The sequence below is a fragment of the Pseudogemmobacter hezensis genome (genome assembly GCF_013155295.1).
In the GTDB taxonomy this organism is placed as follows: Bacteria; Pseudomonadota; Alphaproteobacteria; order Rhodobacterales; family Rhodobacteraceae; genus Pseudogemmobacter; species Pseudogemmobacter hezensis.
Window position 1 is genome coordinate 49,646 of the sequence record NZ_JABJXT010000003.1, and the last position, 18,125, is coordinate 67,770.

General features: G+C 64.1%; 16 protein-coding genes and 1 pseudogene. 9 read left to right on the forward strand and 8 right to left on the reverse strand.

From position 1 onward, the window contains the following. Positions 1-65 precede the first annotated feature (65 nt). Genes ccoG through ccoS form a run of 4 tightly spaced genes read left to right on the forward strand, consistent with a single transcriptional unit; the run spans position 66 to position 4,499 of the window. Entirely contained in the window at positions 66-1,502 is a 1,437-nt protein-coding gene (ccoG, locus tag HOY34_RS04130; RefSeq protein WP_172360123.1) for a cytochrome c oxidase accessory protein CcoG, read from the forward strand. A gap of 41 nt (positions 1,503-1,543) precedes the next feature. Beyond that, complete coding sequence (locus HOY34_RS04135) at positions 1,544-2,095, forward strand: FixH family protein (RefSeq protein WP_172360125.1); 552 nt, start codon at positions 1,544-1,546, stop codon at positions 2,093-2,095. 6 nt (positions 2,096-2,101) lie between these two features. Then, the gene (locus HOY34_RS04140; protein WP_172360127.1) at positions 2,102-4,327 is read left to right on the forward strand and encodes a heavy metal translocating P-type ATPase; all 2,226 of its coding nucleotides are present in this window, start codon (positions 2,102-2,104) and stop codon (positions 4,325-4,327) included. 10 nt (positions 4,328-4,337) lie between these two features. Next, positions 4,338-4,499 carry a cbb3-type cytochrome oxidase assembly protein CcoS gene (ccoS, locus tag HOY34_RS04145; protein WP_172360129.1) on the forward strand — a complete coding sequence of 54 codons (162 nt, stop codon included), beginning with the start codon at positions 4,338-4,340 and terminating at the stop codon, positions 4,497-4,499. A 1,101-nt stretch (positions 4,500-5,600) separates the two neighbouring features. Here ccoS and HOY34_RS22550 read toward each other — a convergent pair. Beyond that, positions 5,601-6,599: pseudogene (locus HOY34_RS22550) on the reverse strand (D-alanyl-D-alanine carboxypeptidase family protein); the annotation flags it as partial. Positions 6,600-6,831: 232 nt separating this feature from the next. Beyond that, a complete protein-coding gene (locus tag HOY34_RS04155) occupies positions 6,832-7,539 on the reverse strand; it encodes an HAD family hydrolase (RefSeq protein WP_172360133.1) in 708 nt (235 codons plus the stop codon). Positions 7,540-7,764: 225 nt separating this feature from the next. Between HOY34_RS04155 and clpS the strand changes: the two genes are divergently transcribed. The 3 genes from clpS to HOY34_RS04170 are packed head-to-tail and all read left to right on the forward strand — an operon-like array spanning position 7,765 to position 9,922. Continuing rightward, positions 7,765-8,046 carry an ATP-dependent Clp protease adapter ClpS gene (gene clpS / locus HOY34_RS04160; protein WP_436645013.1) on the forward strand — a complete coding sequence of 94 codons (282 nt, stop codon included), beginning with the start codon at positions 7,765-7,767 and terminating at the stop codon, positions 8,044-8,046. Between the two features lie 30 nt (positions 8,047-8,076). Beyond that, on the forward strand, positions 8,077-9,078 hold the full coding sequence (locus tag HOY34_RS04165; protein WP_172360135.1) for a class I SAM-dependent methyltransferase: 1,002 nt from the start codon (positions 8,077-8,079) through the stop codon (positions 9,076-9,078). Between the two features lie 31 nt (positions 9,079-9,109). After that, on the forward strand, positions 9,110-9,922 hold the full coding sequence (locus HOY34_RS04170; protein WP_172360137.1) for an SDR family NAD(P)-dependent oxidoreductase: 813 nt from the start codon (positions 9,110-9,112) through the stop codon (positions 9,920-9,922). 42 nt (positions 9,923-9,964) lie between these two features. Here the strand turns inward: HOY34_RS04170 and gph are convergent, their stop codons facing one another. The 5 genes from gph to ubiG all read right to left on the reverse strand — a co-directional run bounded on the left by gph (position 9,965) and on the right by ubiG (position 14,062). Continuing rightward, positions 9,965-10,609, reverse strand: a complete 645-nt coding sequence (gene gph, locus HOY34_RS04175) for a phosphoglycolate phosphatase (RefSeq protein WP_172360139.1) — start codon at positions 10,607-10,609, stop codon at positions 9,965-9,967. Next, positions 10,606-11,298 (reverse strand): ribulose-phosphate 3-epimerase, encoded by a 693-nt coding sequence (gene rpe, locus HOY34_RS04180; protein ID WP_172360141.1) that lies wholly within the window; start codon positions 11,296-11,298, stop codon positions 10,606-10,608. Before rpe ends, gph begins: the two co-directional genes overlap by 4 nt. Positions 11,299-11,405: 107 nt before the next feature. Beyond that, positions 11,406-12,263: a YihY/virulence factor BrkB family protein gene (locus HOY34_RS04185; RefSeq protein WP_172360142.1), complete on the reverse strand. Its 858-nt coding sequence runs from the start codon at positions 12,261-12,263 to the stop codon at positions 11,406-11,408. Between the two features lie 90 nt (positions 12,264-12,353). Beyond that, positions 12,354-13,313 carry an Lnb N-terminal periplasmic domain-containing protein gene (locus HOY34_RS04190; protein WP_172360144.1) on the reverse strand — a complete coding sequence of 320 codons (960 nt, stop codon included), beginning with the start codon at positions 13,311-13,313 and terminating at the stop codon, positions 12,354-12,356. Beyond that, positions 13,310-14,062, reverse strand: a complete 753-nt coding sequence (ubiG, locus tag HOY34_RS04195) for a bifunctional 2-polyprenyl-6-hydroxyphenol methylase/3-demethylubiquinol 3-O-methyltransferase UbiG (protein WP_172360146.1) — start codon at positions 14,060-14,062, stop codon at positions 13,310-13,312. The genes HOY34_RS04190 and ubiG overlap by 4 nt, the downstream gene beginning before the upstream one ends. 49 nt (positions 14,063-14,111) lie before the next feature. Between ubiG and pip the strand changes: the two genes are divergently transcribed. Then, on the forward strand, positions 14,112-15,080 hold the full coding sequence (gene pip, locus HOY34_RS04200) for a prolyl aminopeptidase (RefSeq protein WP_172360148.1): 969 nt from the start codon (positions 14,112-14,114) through the stop codon (positions 15,078-15,080). Between the two features lie 93 nt (positions 15,081-15,173). Further along, on the forward strand, positions 15,174-16,580 hold the full coding sequence (locus HOY34_RS04205) for an SLC13 family permease (RefSeq protein WP_216654637.1): 1,407 nt from the start codon (positions 15,174-15,176) through the stop codon (positions 16,578-16,580). A gap of 30 nt (positions 16,581-16,610) precedes the next feature. Here the strand turns inward: HOY34_RS04205 and HOY34_RS04210 are convergent, their stop codons facing one another. Then, a complete protein-coding gene (locus tag HOY34_RS04210; RefSeq protein ID WP_172360150.1) occupies positions 16,611-17,702 on the reverse strand; it encodes a branched-chain amino acid aminotransferase in 1,092 nt (363 codons plus the stop codon). Between the last annotated feature and the right edge of the window lie 423 nt (positions 17,703-18,125).

The window sequence follows — 18,125 nt, forward strand, 5'->3', positions numbered from 1 at the left end:
GTCAAAGCCGGGCAAGGGCCTGTCTGCGATACCATGACAGCAACCCGATTTTCGGAGCCATCGCCGTGTCCACATCCGACGCCAACCCGCCGAGCCTTTACGCGGCGCGTGAGCCAATCTTCCCCCGCCGGATCAAAGGCCATTTCCGCACCGCGAAATGGTGGATCATGGCGGTGACCCTGGGCATTTACTATATTCTGCCGTGGATCCGCTGGGATCGCGGCCCCAATCTGCCCGATCAGGCGGTCTTGCTGGATCTGGGCAATCGTCGCTTTTTCTTCTTCATGATCGAAATCTGGCCGCATGAATTTTACTTCGTGGCGGGCCTTCTGATCATGGCGGGGTTGGGCCTTTTCCTGTTTACCAGCGCCGCAGGCCGGGTCTGGTGCGGCTATGCCTGCCCGCAGACCGTCTGGACCGACCTTTTCATCCTGGTCGAGCGATGGATCGAAGGCGACCGCAACGCCCGCATCCGTCTGCACCGCAGCAAATGGACCGGCGAAAAAATCCGCAAACGGGCCGTGAAGTGGACGGTCTGGTTCCTGATCGGCCTCGCCACCGGCGGGGCCTGGATCTTCTATTTCACCGATGCTCCGACGCTTTTGCGCGATCTTCTGACTTTTCAGGCGCATCCGGTTGCCTGGATCACCATGCTGATCCTGACCATGACCACCTTCCTTTTCGGTGGCTTCATGCGCGAGCAGGTCTGCATCTATATGTGCCCCTGGCCGCGCATCCAGGCCGCGATGATGGATGAGGAAACCATCACCATCGCCTACCGCGACTGGCGCGGAGAGCCGCGCGGCAAGCAATCGGTCGCGGGCAACGGCGACTGCATCGACTGCATGGCCTGCGTCAACGTCTGCCCGATGGGGATCGACATCCGCGACGGTCAGCAGCTGGCCTGCATCACCTGTGGCCTTTGCATCGATGCCTGCGATGAGGTGATGACCAGGATCGGCAAGCCGCAGGGGCTGATCGGCTATCTGGCCCTTACGGACGAAACGCGTGAACGTAAGGGCGAGCCTCCGATCCCCACCTGGCGCCATGTGCTGCGCCCGCGCACCGTGCTTTACACCACGCTTTGGGCGGGCGTGGGGATTGCGCTGGTCGTGGCCCTGTTCCTGCGCAGCCCGCTGGATGTGAACGTGACTCCGGTTCGCAATCCGACCTTTGTGATGCTGTCGGACGGCACGATCCGCAACACCTATGAGATCCGCCTGCGCAATATGGAGGGCCAGGCCCGCTGGTTCAGCTTTGCCGTCGATGGCGTCTCGCCACTCGCCCTGTCGGTTGAGGGCGGGCAAAACGCCCGGATCGAGGTGGCGGCCAATGAAACCGCGCATGTGCGCCTTTACGTCACCGCCGCGCCCGGCACCGCAGCCGCCACCACGCCGCGCAGCGAGATCCGCCTCTGGATCGAGGGTGCTCCGGTGCCCGGTATCAAAGACACCACCGACCGCGTCGCCAAGGATACGGTCTTTAACGGCAAAGGTAGCTGATCTTTGCGGATCGGCCGCCATAAAGGAACGGAGACAAGGCGATGAATGGTTTCACTGCGGCGCTTGCCGGGCGGGAATTCCTCTTGTTTGTGCCGCTGGTTTTTCTGGTTGTCGGCCTGGGCCTGTGGCTTGGCCGCCGCAGGCTGACCGGGGGGCGGGTGCTTTTCGCGGTGCTCAGCTTTTTCGGCATCGTGACGGCGGTGAATGTATTCATGGCCTATAAGGCGGTCTCGACCTTCCCCGGCCTTGAAGTGCAAAGCTCTTACGTCGCGGGGCGCGGCTTTGATGGCCGCCGCGACGCGCAAGAGGCGCTTGGCTGGCAGCTGGAACAAACCTACAGCCCCGGCACAATGGCGCTGCGGATCACCGATGCCAGCGGCACCCCGGTCGAGGCAAAGGCGATTGAGGCTTTGATCGGCCGCGTCACCATCGCCCGCGACGATCAGACGCCCGAATTCATCTGGCAGGGTGATCGCTATGAGGCCGCAGTCGAGCTGGGCTCGGGCGAATGGATGATGAAGGTTCAGGCCATCGCGCAGGACGGCACCCCGTTCGAGCGCAGGCTGGATTTTGTGGTCGCGCCAAGGGGGTAACACAAGATGAGCATTGCAGCAGGCAATCTTAACACCCGCTCCGAAAGTCTTATCCCGGAAAGCCCCGGCGGCATTTCGGCCTGCCCGGCCTGCGTGGTTGCCCCTGCCGCCGCCGATCTGGCGCGGGTGGTCCGGGATGCGCGGATCGTGCTGTCTTTGCCTGCCGCCCATTGCGCGGAATGTATCTCGACGGTTGAAAAGGCGCTGCAGGCGGTGCCCGGTGTGCGCTCGGCCCGGCTGAATCTGACGCTGAAACGGGTCTCGGTTGACGCGGGCCCCGAGATCGCGCCCGCCGATCTGGTCGCGGTGCTGGACCGCGCCGGATATGAGGCGCATGAGCTGGATCCCGGCCTTCTGTCGGTGACGGAAACCGACCGCCAGGGGCGTGATCTGCTGATGCGGATGGGGGTGGCCTTCTTCTCGATGATGAATGTCATGCTTCTGTCGGTCGCGGTCTGGTCCGGGGCGGATGGTGCGACGCGCGATATGTTCCACTGGATTTCCGGCGCGATTGCGCTGCCGACGGTGGTGTTTTCCTCGCAGCCGTTTTTCAAAGGCGCCTGGCGCTCGCTGAAGGCGGGGCGGCTGGGGATGGATTTCCCGATCAGCCTGGCGATTGTGCTGGCCTGCTTCATCTCTATTTTCGAGACGATCAATTCTGGCCCGCATTCCTATTTCGATGCCGCCGTGATGCTGACCTTCTTCCTGCTGATCGGTCGCTACCTTGACCACCGCACCCGCGCGATTGCGCGATCCGCCGCGCAGGAACTGGCCGCGCTTGAGGTGCCCCGTGCCACCGTTTTGCAAGACGGCACCGAGGTTATCCGCCCGATTTCCGAGGTCATTCCCGGCGATCTGGTGCTGGTGCGACCGGGCGGGCGGATGCCGGTGGATGGCGAGATCGTCGCGGGCGCATCCGAGATCGATCGCAGCCTTCTGACCGGGGAAACCCTGCCCGTGGCCGCCCATCCCGGGGCGCTCGTCTCGGCGGGTGAGGTCAATCTGACCGGGCCGCTGACGGTGCGGGTGACGGCGGCGGGCAAGGACAGCTCGCTGCATCAGATGGCCGATCTGGTCGCCGTGGCCGAGGCGGCAAAGACCCGCTACACCTCGCTGGCCGAGCGGGCGGCGCATGCCTACTCGTCGATCGTGCATGTTCTGGCGGGCGTCGCTTTCACGGGCTGGCTGATCTATACCGGCGGCGATTTTCGTATGTCTGTCAATATCATGGCGGCGGTGCTGATCATCACCTGCCCCTGTGCCCTGGGCCTTGCGGTGCCTGCGGTGCTGACCTCGGCCTCGGGGCGACTGTTTCGCAAGGGGCTGCTGATCAAGGATGGCACGGCGCTGGAACGGCTTTCGCAGGTCGATACGGTGGTCTTTGACAAGACGGGCACGCTGACCCTGGGCCGCCCGGTTGCGACCAATTTCGACACCCATCCCCCGGCCGTGGCCGAGGTGGCGCTGGCGCTGGCCGGGGCCTCGTCGCACCCGCTTGCCATGGCGCTGGCCGAGGCGGCACGGGTCGCAGGTCTGCGCCCCGCCCGGGTCGAGGACATTCGTGAGATGCCCGGCTACGGCGTCGAGGGGCTTTGGAAGGGCAGGGTGGTGCGCCTTGGCCGCGCAGAATGGTGCGGGGCAGAACCCGGTGCCGGGACGGCAACATGGCTTTCCACTGGCGACAGCCCGGCCCGCGCCTTCACTTTCCACGACCGTCTGCGCCCCGGTGCCGCCGGGCTGGTTGATGCGCTGAAGGCGGATGGCAAGCGAGTCGTTTTGCTGTCGGGCGACACCCCGCCCGCCGTTTCCGCGCTGGCCGCAGAGCTAGGCATTGACGACTGGGCGGCTGGCGTTCTGCCTGCTGAAAAGGCCGCGCGGGTGCGTGATCTGAAGGCGGCGGGCGGCCATGTGCTGATGGTGGGCGACGGGTTGAATGACACGGCGGCACTGGCCGAGGCCTATGTCTCGATCTCGCCCGCATCGGCGCTGGATGCGGCGCGGGCGGCCTCGGATATCGTGCTTTTGGGCCAGGATATCGCGCCGATTGCCGATGCGCTGCGGATTTCGCGTCAGGCCTCCAGGCGAATTGTCGAGAATTTTAAGATTTCTGCAGGCTATAATGTGATCGCAGTGCCGCTGGCGCTGTTTGGTATGGCGACGCCACTGGCGGCGGCGCTGGCGATGTCTTTGTCATCGGTGACGGTCTCGCTGAACGCGCTGCGGCTGAAATAGGGGAAACGCGATGGAGATCCTGGGGATTTTGATTCCGGTTTCGTTGCTGATGGGCGGCGTTGGTCTGGTCGCTTTCATCTGGGCGATGCGGGCGCGACAGTTCGACGACCCAGAGGGCGATGCGAACCGTATCCTGACCAAAGACTGGGATGATCGCCCGCGCCCCGACTGATGCGCGGCCTGAACGGTCTGAACTGAAAAGCCCCGACAGAGTGATCTGTCGGGGCTTTTCGTATTCTTCCTGAAATCAGTCTGTCGGGCTGGGTTACACCGGGCCCATGGTTTCGCAGGCCATGCCACGCGCGCGCAGGCGGCGGCAGGCCAGATCGGCCTGATCCTCGGTCAGCCCCAGGAAAGAGGCGCGGTATTTGCCGCCTCTTTGGGTGACCTTGCGCATACCCTGGTCCAGCGTGGCGCTTTCGGCCAGAGCGGTGCGCAAAAGTGCGCGCTGCGCCTCATCCTGCGAGGTATAGGCCCCAACGGCCACACCAAAGCTGCGCCCGCCTGAGGTTGATTTCGAGACGACGACCAGTTCCTCGGGGACAGTTTCTGCGACGGGTTCGACGGCCGCAACCTTTGCGACGGGCTCAAAAATCGGCGCGCGGCGCACCGGAGCGGCTGGCTCGGCCACCACGGCGCGGGCATCGGCTGCGACAGTCTCGACTGCGGTCAGCCCGCCCCCGAACCCGCTGGGAACCGGCAGCTCCGACATCACTTCGGGCGCGATATTGTCGGCCTCGGCAAGCAGGATCTCTTCGGCAGGGGCGACGGTTTCGTAGACCGGGGCGGCCTCGGCAACCATCGGCACGGTTTCGGTTACGGGCGCGGCATCGGGTGCGACGGCCGGGCGCGTCAGATGTTCGGGGCGCGGCATCGGGCGCAGCGAGGCCAGCGCCATATCGACGGCAGGTGCTGCCTCCGGGGCGGTTTCGGCAACGGTCGGCGCAGGCGTTTCGGCAGGCGGGGCACCGGCGGCCAGCGCCATGGCCTGGGCCTCAAAGCTGCCAGAGGCGGCTGCAACTGCAGTTGCCGTCTGATCTGCGACAGGGGCGGGCGCATCCGTGGCCAGAGCGGCGATCACCTCATCGACGGCTGCCGGATCAACCAGCGATTTTCCGGCACCCGGATGGGCACCCGCATCGGCTGGCGCATCAGCTGATGCCAGCTCCAGCGCCTGGGCCTCGAACGTGCCGGGCGGAGGCGGCGGGGCGGATGCCTCGGCCAAAGCCGATTCGACACCTTCTGCGATTGCCGCAGCCAGCGCATCGGGAACCTGGGGCGCGGCCTCTGCCAGCAATACCTCAGGTGCTGCATTGCGATCGGGGCGCGGTTTCGGCCGTGGCGAGGTCAGCACAGCGCCAGAGACGCGCACAGTTTTGGCCGCGCTGCCGGGCGCATTCGGCGTGTCGACAGCGGCGGGCGGGGCCTCGGCCAGCAGATCGGCGCCCTGAATCGCAGCGGCATTCGGGCGGCTTTCGCGGGTGCCACTCTTGGCGAGGCCAAAGCCCTTGTTCATCAGCTCGACCATTTTGGCGTTGCGCTGCGCCGTCGATGTGCCACCGAACACGGTCGCAATGATGCGCTTGTCGCCGCGCTTGGCCGAGGCGGTCAGGTTAAAGCCCGCAGGCACCGTGTAGCCGGTCTTGATCCCGTCAGCGCCCTCATATCCATCCAGAAAACGGCTGTTGGTGTTCACGACCTTGGCGATGCCGGCATCAGCGGTGCGGCGCGAGAAGATGTTGTAAAACTGCGGGAAATCATAAAACAGATGCCGCCCCAGCAGCGTCATGTCACGCGCGGTCGACAGATGGCCCGGCGCAGTCAGACCATGGGCGTTCTTGAAGGTGGTGTTGCGCATGCCAAGTGCCCGCGCGGTGCGGGTCATGCGGCTGGCAAAGGCGGCCTCGGATCCTGCAATGTGGTCGCCAAGCGCGGCAGCGGCGTCATTGGCGGATTTGATCGCGGCGGCACGGATCAGATAGCGGACCTTGATTTTCTGCCCCGGCTTCAGCCCCAGACGTGAGGGCGGCTGCGCGGCAGCATGTTTCGACACCGTTACCACCGTATCCAGCGACATGCGGCCCGCCTGGATTTCCTGGAAGGTGATGTAAAGCGTCATCATCTTGGTCAGGGACGCCGGGTGCAGCTTTGTATCTGCGTTTTGCGACCACAGCTCTTCGCCGGTGCGCGCATCCATGATGATCGCCGCAAAAGGTGCTGCATGCGCCGGAGATGGCGTCACCACTGGAGCGATCAGCGCAAAAAGCGCCAGAAATAGCGTTACGTTGCGGAAAAACCGCCCGATTAGCGATGCCACGTCGCCGATCCTTTGCCTGTTTCGGACCCCGATTTTTTTGGGATCTCAATTCTGCCTCAGCAATCAGGCTAACACAGAGGGCTGTGCCGGAAAACCCGTAAATTTCAAGGGTTTTACACCAAAAGTTTATCTTGTTGCGCCCGGGTTTCACCAGGCCATATCCAGGGTGATTCTGCCCTTGCCACCGCTATTGCCTGGGGGTGCCGGTCAGCTGCATCACCAGGGCGGGCAGGTGCGAAAGGTCTGGCAGGTGGCGATAACGCGGATTTTCCACCGGCTCATCGGCGGAATCCAGCTCCCATGCGGGGCCATTTGGCACATGCACGCCCCAGGCCCCGGCATCCAGCGCCGCCACCACATCCGAGCGCATCGAGTTGCCGGTCATCAGCGCCGCGCCTGCGCCCTGGCCATGCTGATCGAAGATGCGGCGATAGACCTCAGGGGTCTTTTCTGAGACGATCTCGACCGCGTCAAAGCTGTCGCCAAGGCCGGATTGCGCCAACTTCCGCTCCTGGTGAAGCAGATCACCCTTGGTGATCAGGATCAGGCGGAACTGGCCGGAAAGCGCCTCGACCGTCTCACGCGCATGGGGAATCAGCTCGACCGGATGGTCCAGCATCGCCCGGCCTGCGCCCAAAAGCTCGGATATCACCGATGCGGGAACGCGGCCCTCGGTCACCTCGATTGCGGTCTCGATCATCGACAGGGTGAAGCCTTTCACCCCATAGCCATAGACGCCGATATTGCGCCGCTCAGCGGCCAGAAGGCGCTCGTGCAGTTGGTGGGGATCGCTGTAATCGCGCAGAAGATCGGTGAAATGCTCCTGGGTCAGGCGAAAGAAGGCCTCGTTTTGCCAAAGCGTATCATCGGCGTCGAAACCGATTGTGGTGATCATTGCTGCGGTTCCCGGATCGTGCCCTGTAACTGGCCTGTTTGCATCAAAGCAATCTTAACGGTTATGTGGCTCTTTTCGTATTCAGAAAAGCGACTATATTCCTGTCACTTTTGATCCTGTGCGAATCCCTGCAGAAAGCGGAGGCATGATTTGACCCATACCCCCCTGACCCTGTCAGACCAGCAAGATGGTCCGGGTGCCGGCGGTCCGGGTGAGGACACCTCGCTGCTGGCCAAGCCGAAACCAAAGACCCAGCGGCCGCCGCTTTACAAGGTGCTGCTGCTGAATGACGACTACACCCCGATGGAGTTCGTGGTTCACATCCTGGAACGTTTTTTCGGCATGAATCACGCCCAGGCCTTTGACATCATGCTGGTGGTCCATAAGAAGGGCCTCGCGGTGGTTGGCGTCTTTTCCTTTGAGGTCGCAGAGACCAAGGTCGCCCAGGTGATGGATTTTGCGCGCCGTCATCAGCATCCGCTGCAATGCACGATGGAAAAAGAATAGACGCGCAAACGGGCGCGACAGAGGCGGATCATGCGAGCATCACGGATTGAACTGGCCCTGGAAGAGGGCCTTTTTGCGCTTCCCGAGACGGGGCAGATCGCGGTTTTCCGCCCGCATCAGGGCGATGATCTCTCGGCCCTGCCGAAAGATCGGGTCGTGGTGCTGACAGGGTTCCGTCCCGACAGCGATTATTTCAAAGCCCGGGGCTATCAGGTCGAAAGCGCTGCGCCAGCGGGGGCGGCCCCCTATGCGGCGGCGCTGGTTTGCCTGCCGCGCGCACGCGATCATGCGAAAGCGATGCTGGCCGAAGCTGCGGTCCGGGTTGCGCCTGGCGCCACTGTGCTGGTTGACGGGCAAAAGACCGACGGAATTGAATCAATTCTGAAAGATCTGAAGCCCCGCGTCGCCCTGTCTGGCGCGATCTCAAAGGCGCATGGCCGTATCGCGGCTTTTGCGGCGGGGCCAGAGCTTGCCGATTGGGCCGATCAGCCGCGCCAGGTTGAGGGCGGCTTCATCACCCGCGCCGGGGTGTTCTCAGCGGATGGGCCGGATCCGGCCTCGGTTCTGCTGGCCGAACATCTGCCCGAAAAGCTGGGGCCGAAGGTGGTCGATCTGGGGGCGGGCTGGGGCTATCTTTCGCGGGCGATCCTGGCGCGTGCCAGCGTCAAACGGCTGGATCTGGTCGAGGCAGAGGCGCTTTCGCTGGAATGTGCCCGCCAGAACATCGACGATCCCCGCGCGAATTTCCATTGGGAGGATGCGACCGCCTTCCGCCCCGCCAATCTGGCCGAGACGGTGGTGATGAACCCGCCCTTCCATATCGGGCGCAGCTCTGATCCGACGCTGGGCATTGCCTTCATCACGGCGGCGCGGCGGATGCTGGCCCCGGATGGGGCGCTCTGGATGGTGGCCAACCGCCATCTGCCCTATGATGAGGCGCTGACGACCCATTTCCTTGAGGTCGAGACCGTCGTGCAGACCAATTCCTTCCGCGTGATCCGCGCCATCAAGCCGCGCCGCCAGGCCCGTTAAGGGCGGCGGCCCAGCCAGATCCGAGGCCAATATGTCCTTTTCCCTCTCCGGCAAGACCGCCATCGTAACCGGGGCCGCCAGCGGCCTGGGTCTCGCCATCGCGCGGCATCTGATCGACAAGGGCGTGCGCGTCATGCTGGCCGATTCCGATGAGGCGCGGCTGACGGCCGAGATGGGCGAGGCGGCGCAGGGCGACGGCCCGGTGCGGCTGTTCCCCGGTGATCTGACGCGCAAGCTGACGCTGGTGAACCTGGTTTCGGCCACGGTTGAGGCCTTTGACCGGATCGACATTCTGGTCAACGCCGCCCGCCGCTGCCAGATATCCGAGGTGCTGAACCCCGAGGCCGATCATGTCGAGGCGCTCTGGCAGCAAAATGTCCTCTCGACGCTGCGGCTCAGCCAGCTGGTGGCGAAGCGGATGATCCAGGTCGCCGAGGCGGCCGATCACCCTGAGCCCGGTGCCATCGGCTCGATCATCAATTTCTCATCGGTGGCGGCGGTGCGGGTGCAGCCGGAACTGCTGGCCTATTCGATGGCCTCGGCCGCGGTTGAACAGATGACCCGCACACTGGCCGTGGCGCTGGCGCCCAAAGGCATCCGGGTGAATGCGGTTTCCATCGGCTCCGTGATGAGCGCCAGCCTGCAACTGGCGCTGAAGGAATCGCCTGATCTGCGCGAGCGGATCGAAAGCGGCACGCCTTTGGGGCGGATCGCGGCCCCGGATGAGCTGGTCGAGACGATCCAGTATCTGGCGGCAGATGCCTCACGCTTTGTGACGGGGCAGGTGCTGGTGGTTGATGGCGGGCGCGGCCTGCTGGATGCGGTGGCCGCGCCCGCGTTCTGAGGCCCAGTTCTGAGGCTTGGTTCTGGGGATCAGTTTTGGGGCTTATCCCTGTTCCGCGACCAGCCAGGGCAGTTCGGCGAAATCGGAAAACCGGGCGGTTTGCGGCAGATCCTGCGCGGGCGATTTGCGATAGCCCTCGGTGTAAAGCAGGAAGGGCAGGTCTGCGGCCAGCGCCGTATCGGCGTCAACCTCACTGTCGCCGACAAAGATCGCGTGATCCGCGCCCAGCTCTGCCATGCAAAGGCGCAAAGGGGCCGGGTCGGGCTTTAGCGCCACCCGCCCGCCGCCGACGATCGACTGAAACCAGGGCGTCAGGCCCATCTGGTCCAGCACCAGCCGCGCCGCGCCCTCGGGTTTGTTGGTGCAGATGCCCAGCGGATGCCCAGCCTGGGCCAGCGCCGCCAGGGCCTCTGTCACGCCGGGGTAAAGCCTTGTGCGCAGGGTGGGCTCTGCCTCATAGGCGGCGGCGGTGGCCTGGAAAAGGCGCGGATGCGCGGCCGCATCAAGGCCACGCGCCTCAATGCCGCGCTGCACCAGATTGGCCATGCCCTTGCCGATGAAAGAGGTCACCGTCGGCAGATCAAAGGGCGCGACGCCCTCAGCCGCGAAGGCGCGGTTCAGCGCCGCCTGCAGATCGGGCACTGAATCGACCAGGGTGCCGTCGAGGTCGAAAATGACCGGGGTCATTCGCGTGCGGCCTCGGCCACGGCCCGCAGAGCGCTGATGTTTGCGGCATAGGGCGCGGGGTTTTTCACCGAGCCACCGCTGAACACGGCCGAGCCTGCGACCAGAACATCCGCCCCGGCTGCGACAACCAGCGGCGCTGTTTCCGTGGTGACGCCGCCGTCGATCTCGATATGGATCGGGCGGTCGCCGATCATCGCGCGCAGACGGCGGATCTTTTCCAGCTGCGAGGTGATCAGCTTCTGCCCGCCAAAGCCCGGGTTGACTGTCATCACATTGATCAGCTCGATCTGGTCCAGCAGATATTCGACCCCCTCGATCCCGGTGGCGGGGTTGATTGCGATCCCGGGTTTGACCCCAAGTGCGCGGATCGTCTGCAGGCTGCGATGCATATGCACCCCGGCCTCAAGGTGGACAGAGATGAAATCGGCCCCGGCTTTGGCGAAAGCCTCAAGATAGGCATCGACCGGGGAGATCATCAGATGGACATCCATCACGCCCTTGATATGCGGGCGGATCGCGGCGCAGGTGGCCGGGCCAAAGGTGATATTGGGCACGAAATGCCCGTCCATCACATCGACATGCACCCAGTCGGCGCCGGCGGCCTCGATGGCTTCACATTCGGCACCGAAATTTGCGAAATCGGCAGAGAGGATCGAAGGGGCGATTTTGATCGCACGCGAGAAGCTCATGATGCAGGCCTTTCAGCTGGGGATTGTGGCTGCAATAGCCGCAATCGGGGGGGCGTTCCAGTGGGGCCCGCTCCAATGGCGGAACTGGTCCCCGTGGAGTTGGTGGCCTATGCCATACGCCCCATCTGGCGGCGGATGCGGCGGGCCTGGTCCAGCTCGGCGTTGATGGCGCCCCCGGCCAGGATCGCCCAGACCGAAAGGTAAAGCCACATCATCAGGATCACCGCCGCCCCGATCGAGCCATAGATGCGGTTATAACTGTTGAAATTCTCCAGATAGAGCGAGAAGCCCATCGACACACCCGCCCAGGCCAGCGCCGCAAAGATCACCCCGCCGGAAAACCAGCGAGAGCGCTCATTGCGGGGCACATTTGGGCCGTAGCGGAACAGGATCGACAGGCAGACCAGCACCAGCAGCACCATCGCAGCCCAGGGCAAAAGCCGGGTCAGCCGCGGCGCGATCTGGTCCAGCGGCACCCAGGACAGCATCACGGGCACGATGACGATGGTGGCCAGCGCCCCGATCAGCGCCGCAATCAGCGAGAGCGTCAGCAGGAAATCACGGGCCATACCACCCAGCCACGAGCGCGGCACCGCGCGATGCACCACATCCAGCCCCTGGACCAGCGCGGACACCCCATTGCGGGCCGAGTAAAGCGCAACCAGCAGCGACAAAAGCGTGGCCCAGCCCAGCGTGGTGCGCGGCGCATTCACCAGCCCCATCACCTGATCGTGGATCAGACTGCTGGCATCGGGCGGCAAAAACCGCTCAGCCACCTGCAGATAGCCCGCAATCACCACCGGATCGGCCATCATCCCCCAGATCGCCACCACCGCCGCCAGCCCCGGAAACACCGCAAACATCGCGTAAAAGGCCACGCCCGCCGCGACGAGGCCGAAATGCCCGTCGCCCATCCGCTCGGTCACGGCAGTTATGAAGTGCCAGATTTTGCGCAGCAGTGTCATATGGGGGGTCGCCTGAATTGTTGTCGGGATGGTGGTCGGGGGCCTGTCCGGGGTGTGATTGGGGTGTGATCGGGGTCTGGTCGGCCTGGGCTATTCCCGGATCCATGCCGAGAAATCCGCATCCGGTGGCATGGCGCGCGCGCGGGGCGAGATCAGCGACCGCTCGCGCTTTTGTGGCAGCGTTCCGGGGCCTGTCAGAACCCCCAGCCGGTTCAGGTAGTCGGGCAGATAGCCGGGCAGGATCAGGCTTTTGTCCAAAGGCAGGCCGGGGGTCAGCTCGCGGGCCAGCCGCCAGACCACGGTAACGCAATTCGACAGAGCGGTGTTATACCAGGCGGGCGCGGCGTTCAGCTCATTCCCCAGCTCTACATAGCTGAGGAACACCGCCCGCAGCTGCGCGGGCGTCAGATCCAGCGGGTAAAGATGCACCTCTTCGCCCCGCGCCACCGCCCGCCATTGCACGATATCAGCCTCATCCGCTGCAATCAGCGACAGCTCGAACTGGCGGAAAAAGCCACCAAGCGCCGAGAACTTCTCGCCCTTTTCGCGGCGGATCTCGACCGAGAAGGTCAGCGGATCGGCATCGGCAAAGCGAAAGCTGACCAGCAGATGCGCGATCATCGGGTTGCCCCAGGATGAGGTGATCATATCTGCGCCGGTGAGTTTCGTCAGATCGACCACGCGGCTGGTCCAGGCCTCTTCAGCCTCGGTCGCGCTTTGCCAGCGAAAGCTGCGGATATTGTCGAGCCGGACAATATCGCCCTCGACCTGGCCCTTTACGATGCGGGAAACATCGCGGGCCCAGTCGCGGTCCTGGCGCGGCTGCATGCTGAAAAACCACAGCAAAAGCACAGCCGTCAGGGTGAAAAGCGCGATCCAGCCAAAGCCCGACCCCCAATTCGTGCCCAGCCGCGCCCAGGCAACCAGCGCGACCGCAACCGCCAGCCCGGCCAGCGCATAGGGCCGCGCCTGCGCGAACTGCACCCAAAGCGCAGCTGCGCCCCAGGCAGAGATCAGGGCCAGGATCAGCCAGAACAGCACTGCTTTCACCGCTTAACGCTCGTCGTTACGTAATTCACCGAAAGGTCGCGCGAAGACAGGCTCCAGCGCCAGGAGATGGGGTTGAATACCATCCCCTTGCGGTCCACCGGGTCAAGGCCTGCGCGGCGGATCAGGTCATAAAGCTCATCGGGCGTGATGAATTTCGCCCAGTCATGGGTGCCTTTGGGCAGCCAGCGCATGATCCACTCGGCACCGATAATCGCCATGGCAAAGCTTTTGGCGTTGCGGTTCATGGTCGAGCAGATCATCAGCCCGCCCGGTTTCAGAAGCTGCTGGCAGGCGGTCAGATAGGCCAGCGGATCGGCGACATGCTCGACCACTTCCATATTCAGCACCACGTCATAGCGCTCGCCGGCCTCGGCCAGCGCCTCGGCGGTGGTGTGGCGATAGTCGATCTTCAGCCCCGAGGCCTCGGCATGCACCCGCGCCACCGGGATATTGCGCTCGGCGGCATCGGCCCCGGTCACATCGGCCCCCAGCCGCGCCATCGGCTCTGACAAAAGCCCGCCACCGCAGCCGATATCCAGGATGCGCAGCCCCTCAAAGGCCTGCGGTGCGGTCAGATCCCGGCCGAACTCGCCCGCGATCTGGGTGGTGATATAGTCCAGGCGGCAGGGGTTCATCAGGTGCAGGGGGCGGAATTTGCCCTTTGGATCCCACCATTCCTCGGCCATGGCCTGGAATTTTGCCACCTCGGCGGGATCGACGGTTCCGGTGGTGGCGGCAGCGGCTGACATCTGATGTCCTCGTTCGACTTTGCGTTTCTTCCACGTTATATAGACCGCAATGGATCAGAGATCAGGACAAAAACGCGCAAGCGACTTCCTTTACCCGCCGATCGAGCCTTTCGATCAGCGCATGATGGATATGGGCGACGGCCATCAGGTCTATGTCGAGCAATGCGGCAACCCCGCAGGCATGCCGGTTTTTGTCTTTCACGGCGGGCCGGGCGGCGGCTGCAGCCCGCTGATGCGGCGCTATTTCGATCCGGCGTTCTTTCGCGTTGTGCTGTTTGATCAGCGCGGCTGCGGGCGATCAGTGCCGCGGGCGACGGTGATCCGCAACACGACCTGGGATCTGGTCTCCGACGCCGAGCGGATCCGTGAGGCGCTTGGCATCTCGCAATATGTGGCCTTTGGCGGCAGCTGGGGGGCGACGCTGGCGCTGATCACCGCGATCACCCATCCGACCCGCGTCTCGCATATGGTGCTGCGCGGCGTCTTTCTGATGACCCGGGCCGAGCTGGACTGGTTCTATGGCGGCGGCGCGGGGAGGTTCTTCCCCGATCTGTGGCGCAATTTCATCGGCCCGATCCCCGAGGGTGAGCGAGGCGATCTGATCCAGGCCTATCATCGGCGGCTGTTTTCGGGGGATCGCGCTGAAGAGGTGCGCTTTGCCCGGCTGTGGTCGGGGTGGGAGAATGCGCTTGCCTCTATCCACAATGACGGCTGGTTCGGTGAAAGTCCCGCCGATTATGCCCATGCCTTTGCCCGGCTGGAAAACCACTATTTCATCAATGGCGGTTTCCTGGATCATGACGGCTGGATCCTGGCCAATCGCTCGCGCATTGCCCATATCCCGGCCGAGATCGTTCAGGGCCGCTATGACATGGTCTGCCCGCCGCAATCGGCCTGGAGCCTGGCCGAGGGCTGGGACCGTGCCCGCATCAATATGGTGCCGATGGCCGGGCATGCCCTGTCCGAACCCGCGATTTCCGAGGCGCTGGTGCGCTCGATGGACCGTTTGCGCGGCTGATTTCTTACCTTCCGGTTGCTGGAGCCCACTGGCCCCCCTTCGCATCAGGCACTAGCGTCGCGCGAAATTCCTGAACGCGGGGGCGCGCGCGGCATGCAAAAGACTGAAAAATCCGGGACGGGCCTTGGCCTGCCGCAGGCGGTGGCCGGGCTGGTTTTCATGCTGGCGGGATTTGTGGCGCTGGTTCAGCCCTGGGGGCTGTCGAGCCTGCAGGCGCAGATGCTGGCGGTGATCCTGGTGACGCTGGTTCTCTGGGCGACGGCACTGGTGCCGGGCTATCTGGCCAGCCTTGGGTTCTTTGCCTTCGTGCTGGTGCTGGGGCTGACGACGCCGGATCTGGTGTTCAGCGGTTTTTCCTCGGCGGCGGTCTGGCTGATCGTGTCGGGCTTTGTGATCGGGGCGGCGATCGGGCTGACCGGCCTTGGGGCGCGGCTGGCAGCGGTGCTGGCGCCTTTGCTGGGCGGCAGCTATCCGCGGCTGATTGGCGGGCTGATGGTGACGGCTGCGCTGATGGCCTTTGTGATGCCCTCATCGGTGGGGCGGGCGGCGGTGCTGGCGCCTTTGGGGATCGCGCTGGCGGATCGGCTGGGGCTGGTGCCTGGCTCGCAGGGGCGGATCGGTGTGGCGGTTGCGGTGGCGATTGGCTGCAATATCCCGGGCTTTGCGATCCTGCCCGCGAATATCCCGAATATGGTGCTTTCGGGCGCGGCGGATACCATCCTTGGGATACATCTGGGCTATATGCAGTATCTGATCCTGCATTATCCCATCATGGGGCTTTTGAAATCGGCCCTGGCCGTGGTGCTGATCCTGCGTCTTTTCCCGGCCTCGACCACTGAGGCGAGCGCGCCGCCCGTTGTTGCGCCTGCCGCTGGCGACACCGGGGCGCAGCTGCGGGTGGGCCTGGTTTTGCTGGTGACGCTGGGCTTTTGGATGACCGACAGCCTGCATGGGATTAACGCCGCCTGGATCGGCCTGGTCGCCGCCTGTGCGCTTTTGCTGCCGCGTTTTGGCGTGGTGCCGCCGCAGGCCTTTCGGCAGGCGATGGATTTCGGGCTGCTTTTGTTTGTCGCGGGGGCATTGGCGCTTGGGGCGCTGGTCAATAGCTCTGGCCTTGGCGCGATGCTGGGCACGGCCCTTGCTGATCTGCTGCCGATCCGCGAGGGCGCGGCCTTTCTGAACTTCATGTCGCTGTCGCTGATGGCCACGGTGACCGGGCTTTTCACCACGGTGCCCGGCGTGCCTGCGGTGCTGACGCCGCTCGCGCCCGATCTGGCGCAATCCAGCGGTTTTGGCCTTGAGACGGTGCTGATGACGCAGGTCCTGGGCTTTTCGACGCCGCTTTTCCCCTATCAGGTGGCGCCGCTGATCGTTGCCATGCAGCTAAGCGGAGAGCGCCCGTCGCATCTTTTGCGCATCATCCTGCCGCTGGCGGGGCTGACGGTGGTGATGCTGCTGCCGCTGGAGTTTCTGTGGTGGCGGCTGCTGGGCCAGATCTGATCACCAGACCCGGCCCAGCCGTGGTTAAGTTCAGACCGAAACGCTGCGGATCCAGCCATGCGGATCAGCGATGCTGCCGCGCTGGATGCCCACCAGGGTTTCGCGCAGTTTGGTGGTGACGGGGCCGGTCTGGCCGTCGCCCATGGTAAAGCTGCCGCCCTCATATTTGACCTGGCCGATCCCGGCCACCACGGCGGCGGTGCCGCAGGCGAAGGCCTCTTTCAGCTTGCCGCTGGCGGCGTCTGCCTTCCAGGTCTCAAAGGAATAGGGGCGCTCGGTCACGGTGATGCCCGCATCTTTCGCCAGCTGGATCAGTGACTTGCGGGTGATGCCCGGAAGGATCGTGCCCAGAGGCGGCGTCGAGATCGAGCCATCCTCAAACACGAAGAACACGTTCATGCCGCCCAGCTCTTCGATCCAGTTGTGCTCTTTGGCGTCCAGGAACACCACCTGATCGCAGCCATTCTGCGCGGCCTCGGCCTGGGCCTGCAGGCTGGCGGCATAGTTGCCACCGCATTTCGCAGCCCCGGTGCCGCCGATTGCCGCGCGGGTAAAGCTTTGGGTGGCCCAGATGCTGACCGGCTTTGCGCCGCCCTTGAAATAGGGGCCAACGGGCGAGGCGATGACGCAGAAGATGAACTCTTTCGAGGGGCGCACGCCCAGAAACGCCTCATTGGCGAACATGAAGGGGCGCAGGTACAGGCTGGCGCCATCGGCCTCGGGCACCCATTTCGCGTCTGCGGCCAGCAGCGCCTCGACCGCGTTGATGAAATCGGCCTCGGGGATCTCCGGCATCGCCATGCGGCGGGCGGATTCGTTGAAACGGCGGGCGTTTTCTTCGGGGCGGAACAGGGTGATGGTGCCGTCTTTGCCGCGATAGGCCTTCATGCCCTCAAAGATTTCCTGCGCGTAATGCAGCACGCTTGAGGCCGGATCCAGCTCAAAGGGCTTGCGCGCCGAGACGGTGGCGTCGTGCCAGCCCTTTTCGACCGTCCAGTGAATGACCGCCATGTGATCGGAAAACAGGGTGCCAAAGCCCAGATTGCCAAAGGCGGCCTGGCGGTCAGCCTCGGGCATGGGGGCGGGGTTTTGGGTCGTGGTGAAGGAAAGCGGTGTGGTCATCTGCCTGGCCTTTGCGGAAGCGCCCTTTTGGGGTGCCTGAAACTGTCGTGGCGCCTGAAAACAGCGTTGCGCGAAATTAGACCCATCGGGCGCCGTGACGCCAGCCCCAGCTGTGCCGGATCTGCGCAATTTTTGCTGATTTGACGGCGCAGATCGGGGCGGCGCTGTTATCAGACTGCCAGTTCCTGCGCCGCAGGCCCCTGTATCTGCCCGCAGATAAGGCGTTGTGCAAAAACAGGGCGGATCAGGGCAATCAGATGCTTGCCGATGGGGGTGGTGTCACGCATTTGCATATCAGGAATGTAATTCCACTGTCAGGCATATGTGCAACCTGCAATCCTGCCGACAGTCGCCAACCGAAGGAGACAGACCGAATGGCCGCCGAGATGGACAGCCCCGCCGTGACTGACCGCGCCATTCGGG

Coding starts and splice junctions, on each gene's coding strand:
- HOY34_RS04210 (WP_172360150.1), bottom strand. CDS start 17,702: ATGACCACACCGCTTTCCTTCACCACGACCCAAAACCCCGCCCCCATG.
- gph (WP_172360139.1), bottom strand. CDS start 10,609: ATGACCCCGGTCATTTTCGACCTCGACGGCACCCTGGTCGATTCAGTG.
- HOY34_RS04205 (WP_216654637.1), top strand. CDS start 15,174: ATGCAAAAGACTGAAAAATCCGGGACGGGCCTTGGCCTGCCGCAGGCG.
- rpe (WP_172360141.1), bottom strand. CDS start 11,298: ATGAGCTTCTCGCGTGCGATCAAAATCGCCCCTTCGATCCTCTCTGCC.
- HOY34_RS04185 (WP_172360142.1), bottom strand. CDS start 12,263: ATGACACTGCTGCGCAAAATCTGGCACTTCATAACTGCCGTGACCGAG.
- HOY34_RS04165 (WP_172360135.1), top strand. CDS start 8,077: ATGCGAGCATCACGGATTGAACTGGCCCTGGAAGAGGGCCTTTTTGCG.
- HOY34_RS04155 (WP_172360133.1), bottom strand. CDS start 7,539: ATGATCACCACAATCGGTTTCGACGCCGATGATACGCTTTGGCAAAAC.
- pip (WP_172360148.1), top strand. CDS start 14,112: ATGGATCAGAGATCAGGACAAAAACGCGCAAGCGACTTCCTTTACCCG.
- HOY34_RS04135 (WP_172360125.1), top strand. CDS start 1,544: ATGAATGGTTTCACTGCGGCGCTTGCCGGGCGGGAATTCCTCTTGTTT.
- ccoS (WP_172360129.1), top strand. CDS start 4,338: ATGGAGATCCTGGGGATTTTGATTCCGGTTTCGTTGCTGATGGGCGGC.
- HOY34_RS04170 (WP_172360137.1), top strand. CDS start 9,110: ATGTCCTTTTCCCTCTCCGGCAAGACCGCCATCGTAACCGGGGCCGCC.
- HOY34_RS04140 (WP_172360127.1), top strand. CDS start 2,102: ATGAGCATTGCAGCAGGCAATCTTAACACCCGCTCCGAAAGTCTTATC.
- ubiG (WP_172360146.1), bottom strand. CDS start 14,062: ATGTCAGCCGCTGCCGCCACCACCGGAACCGTCGATCCCGCCGAGGTG.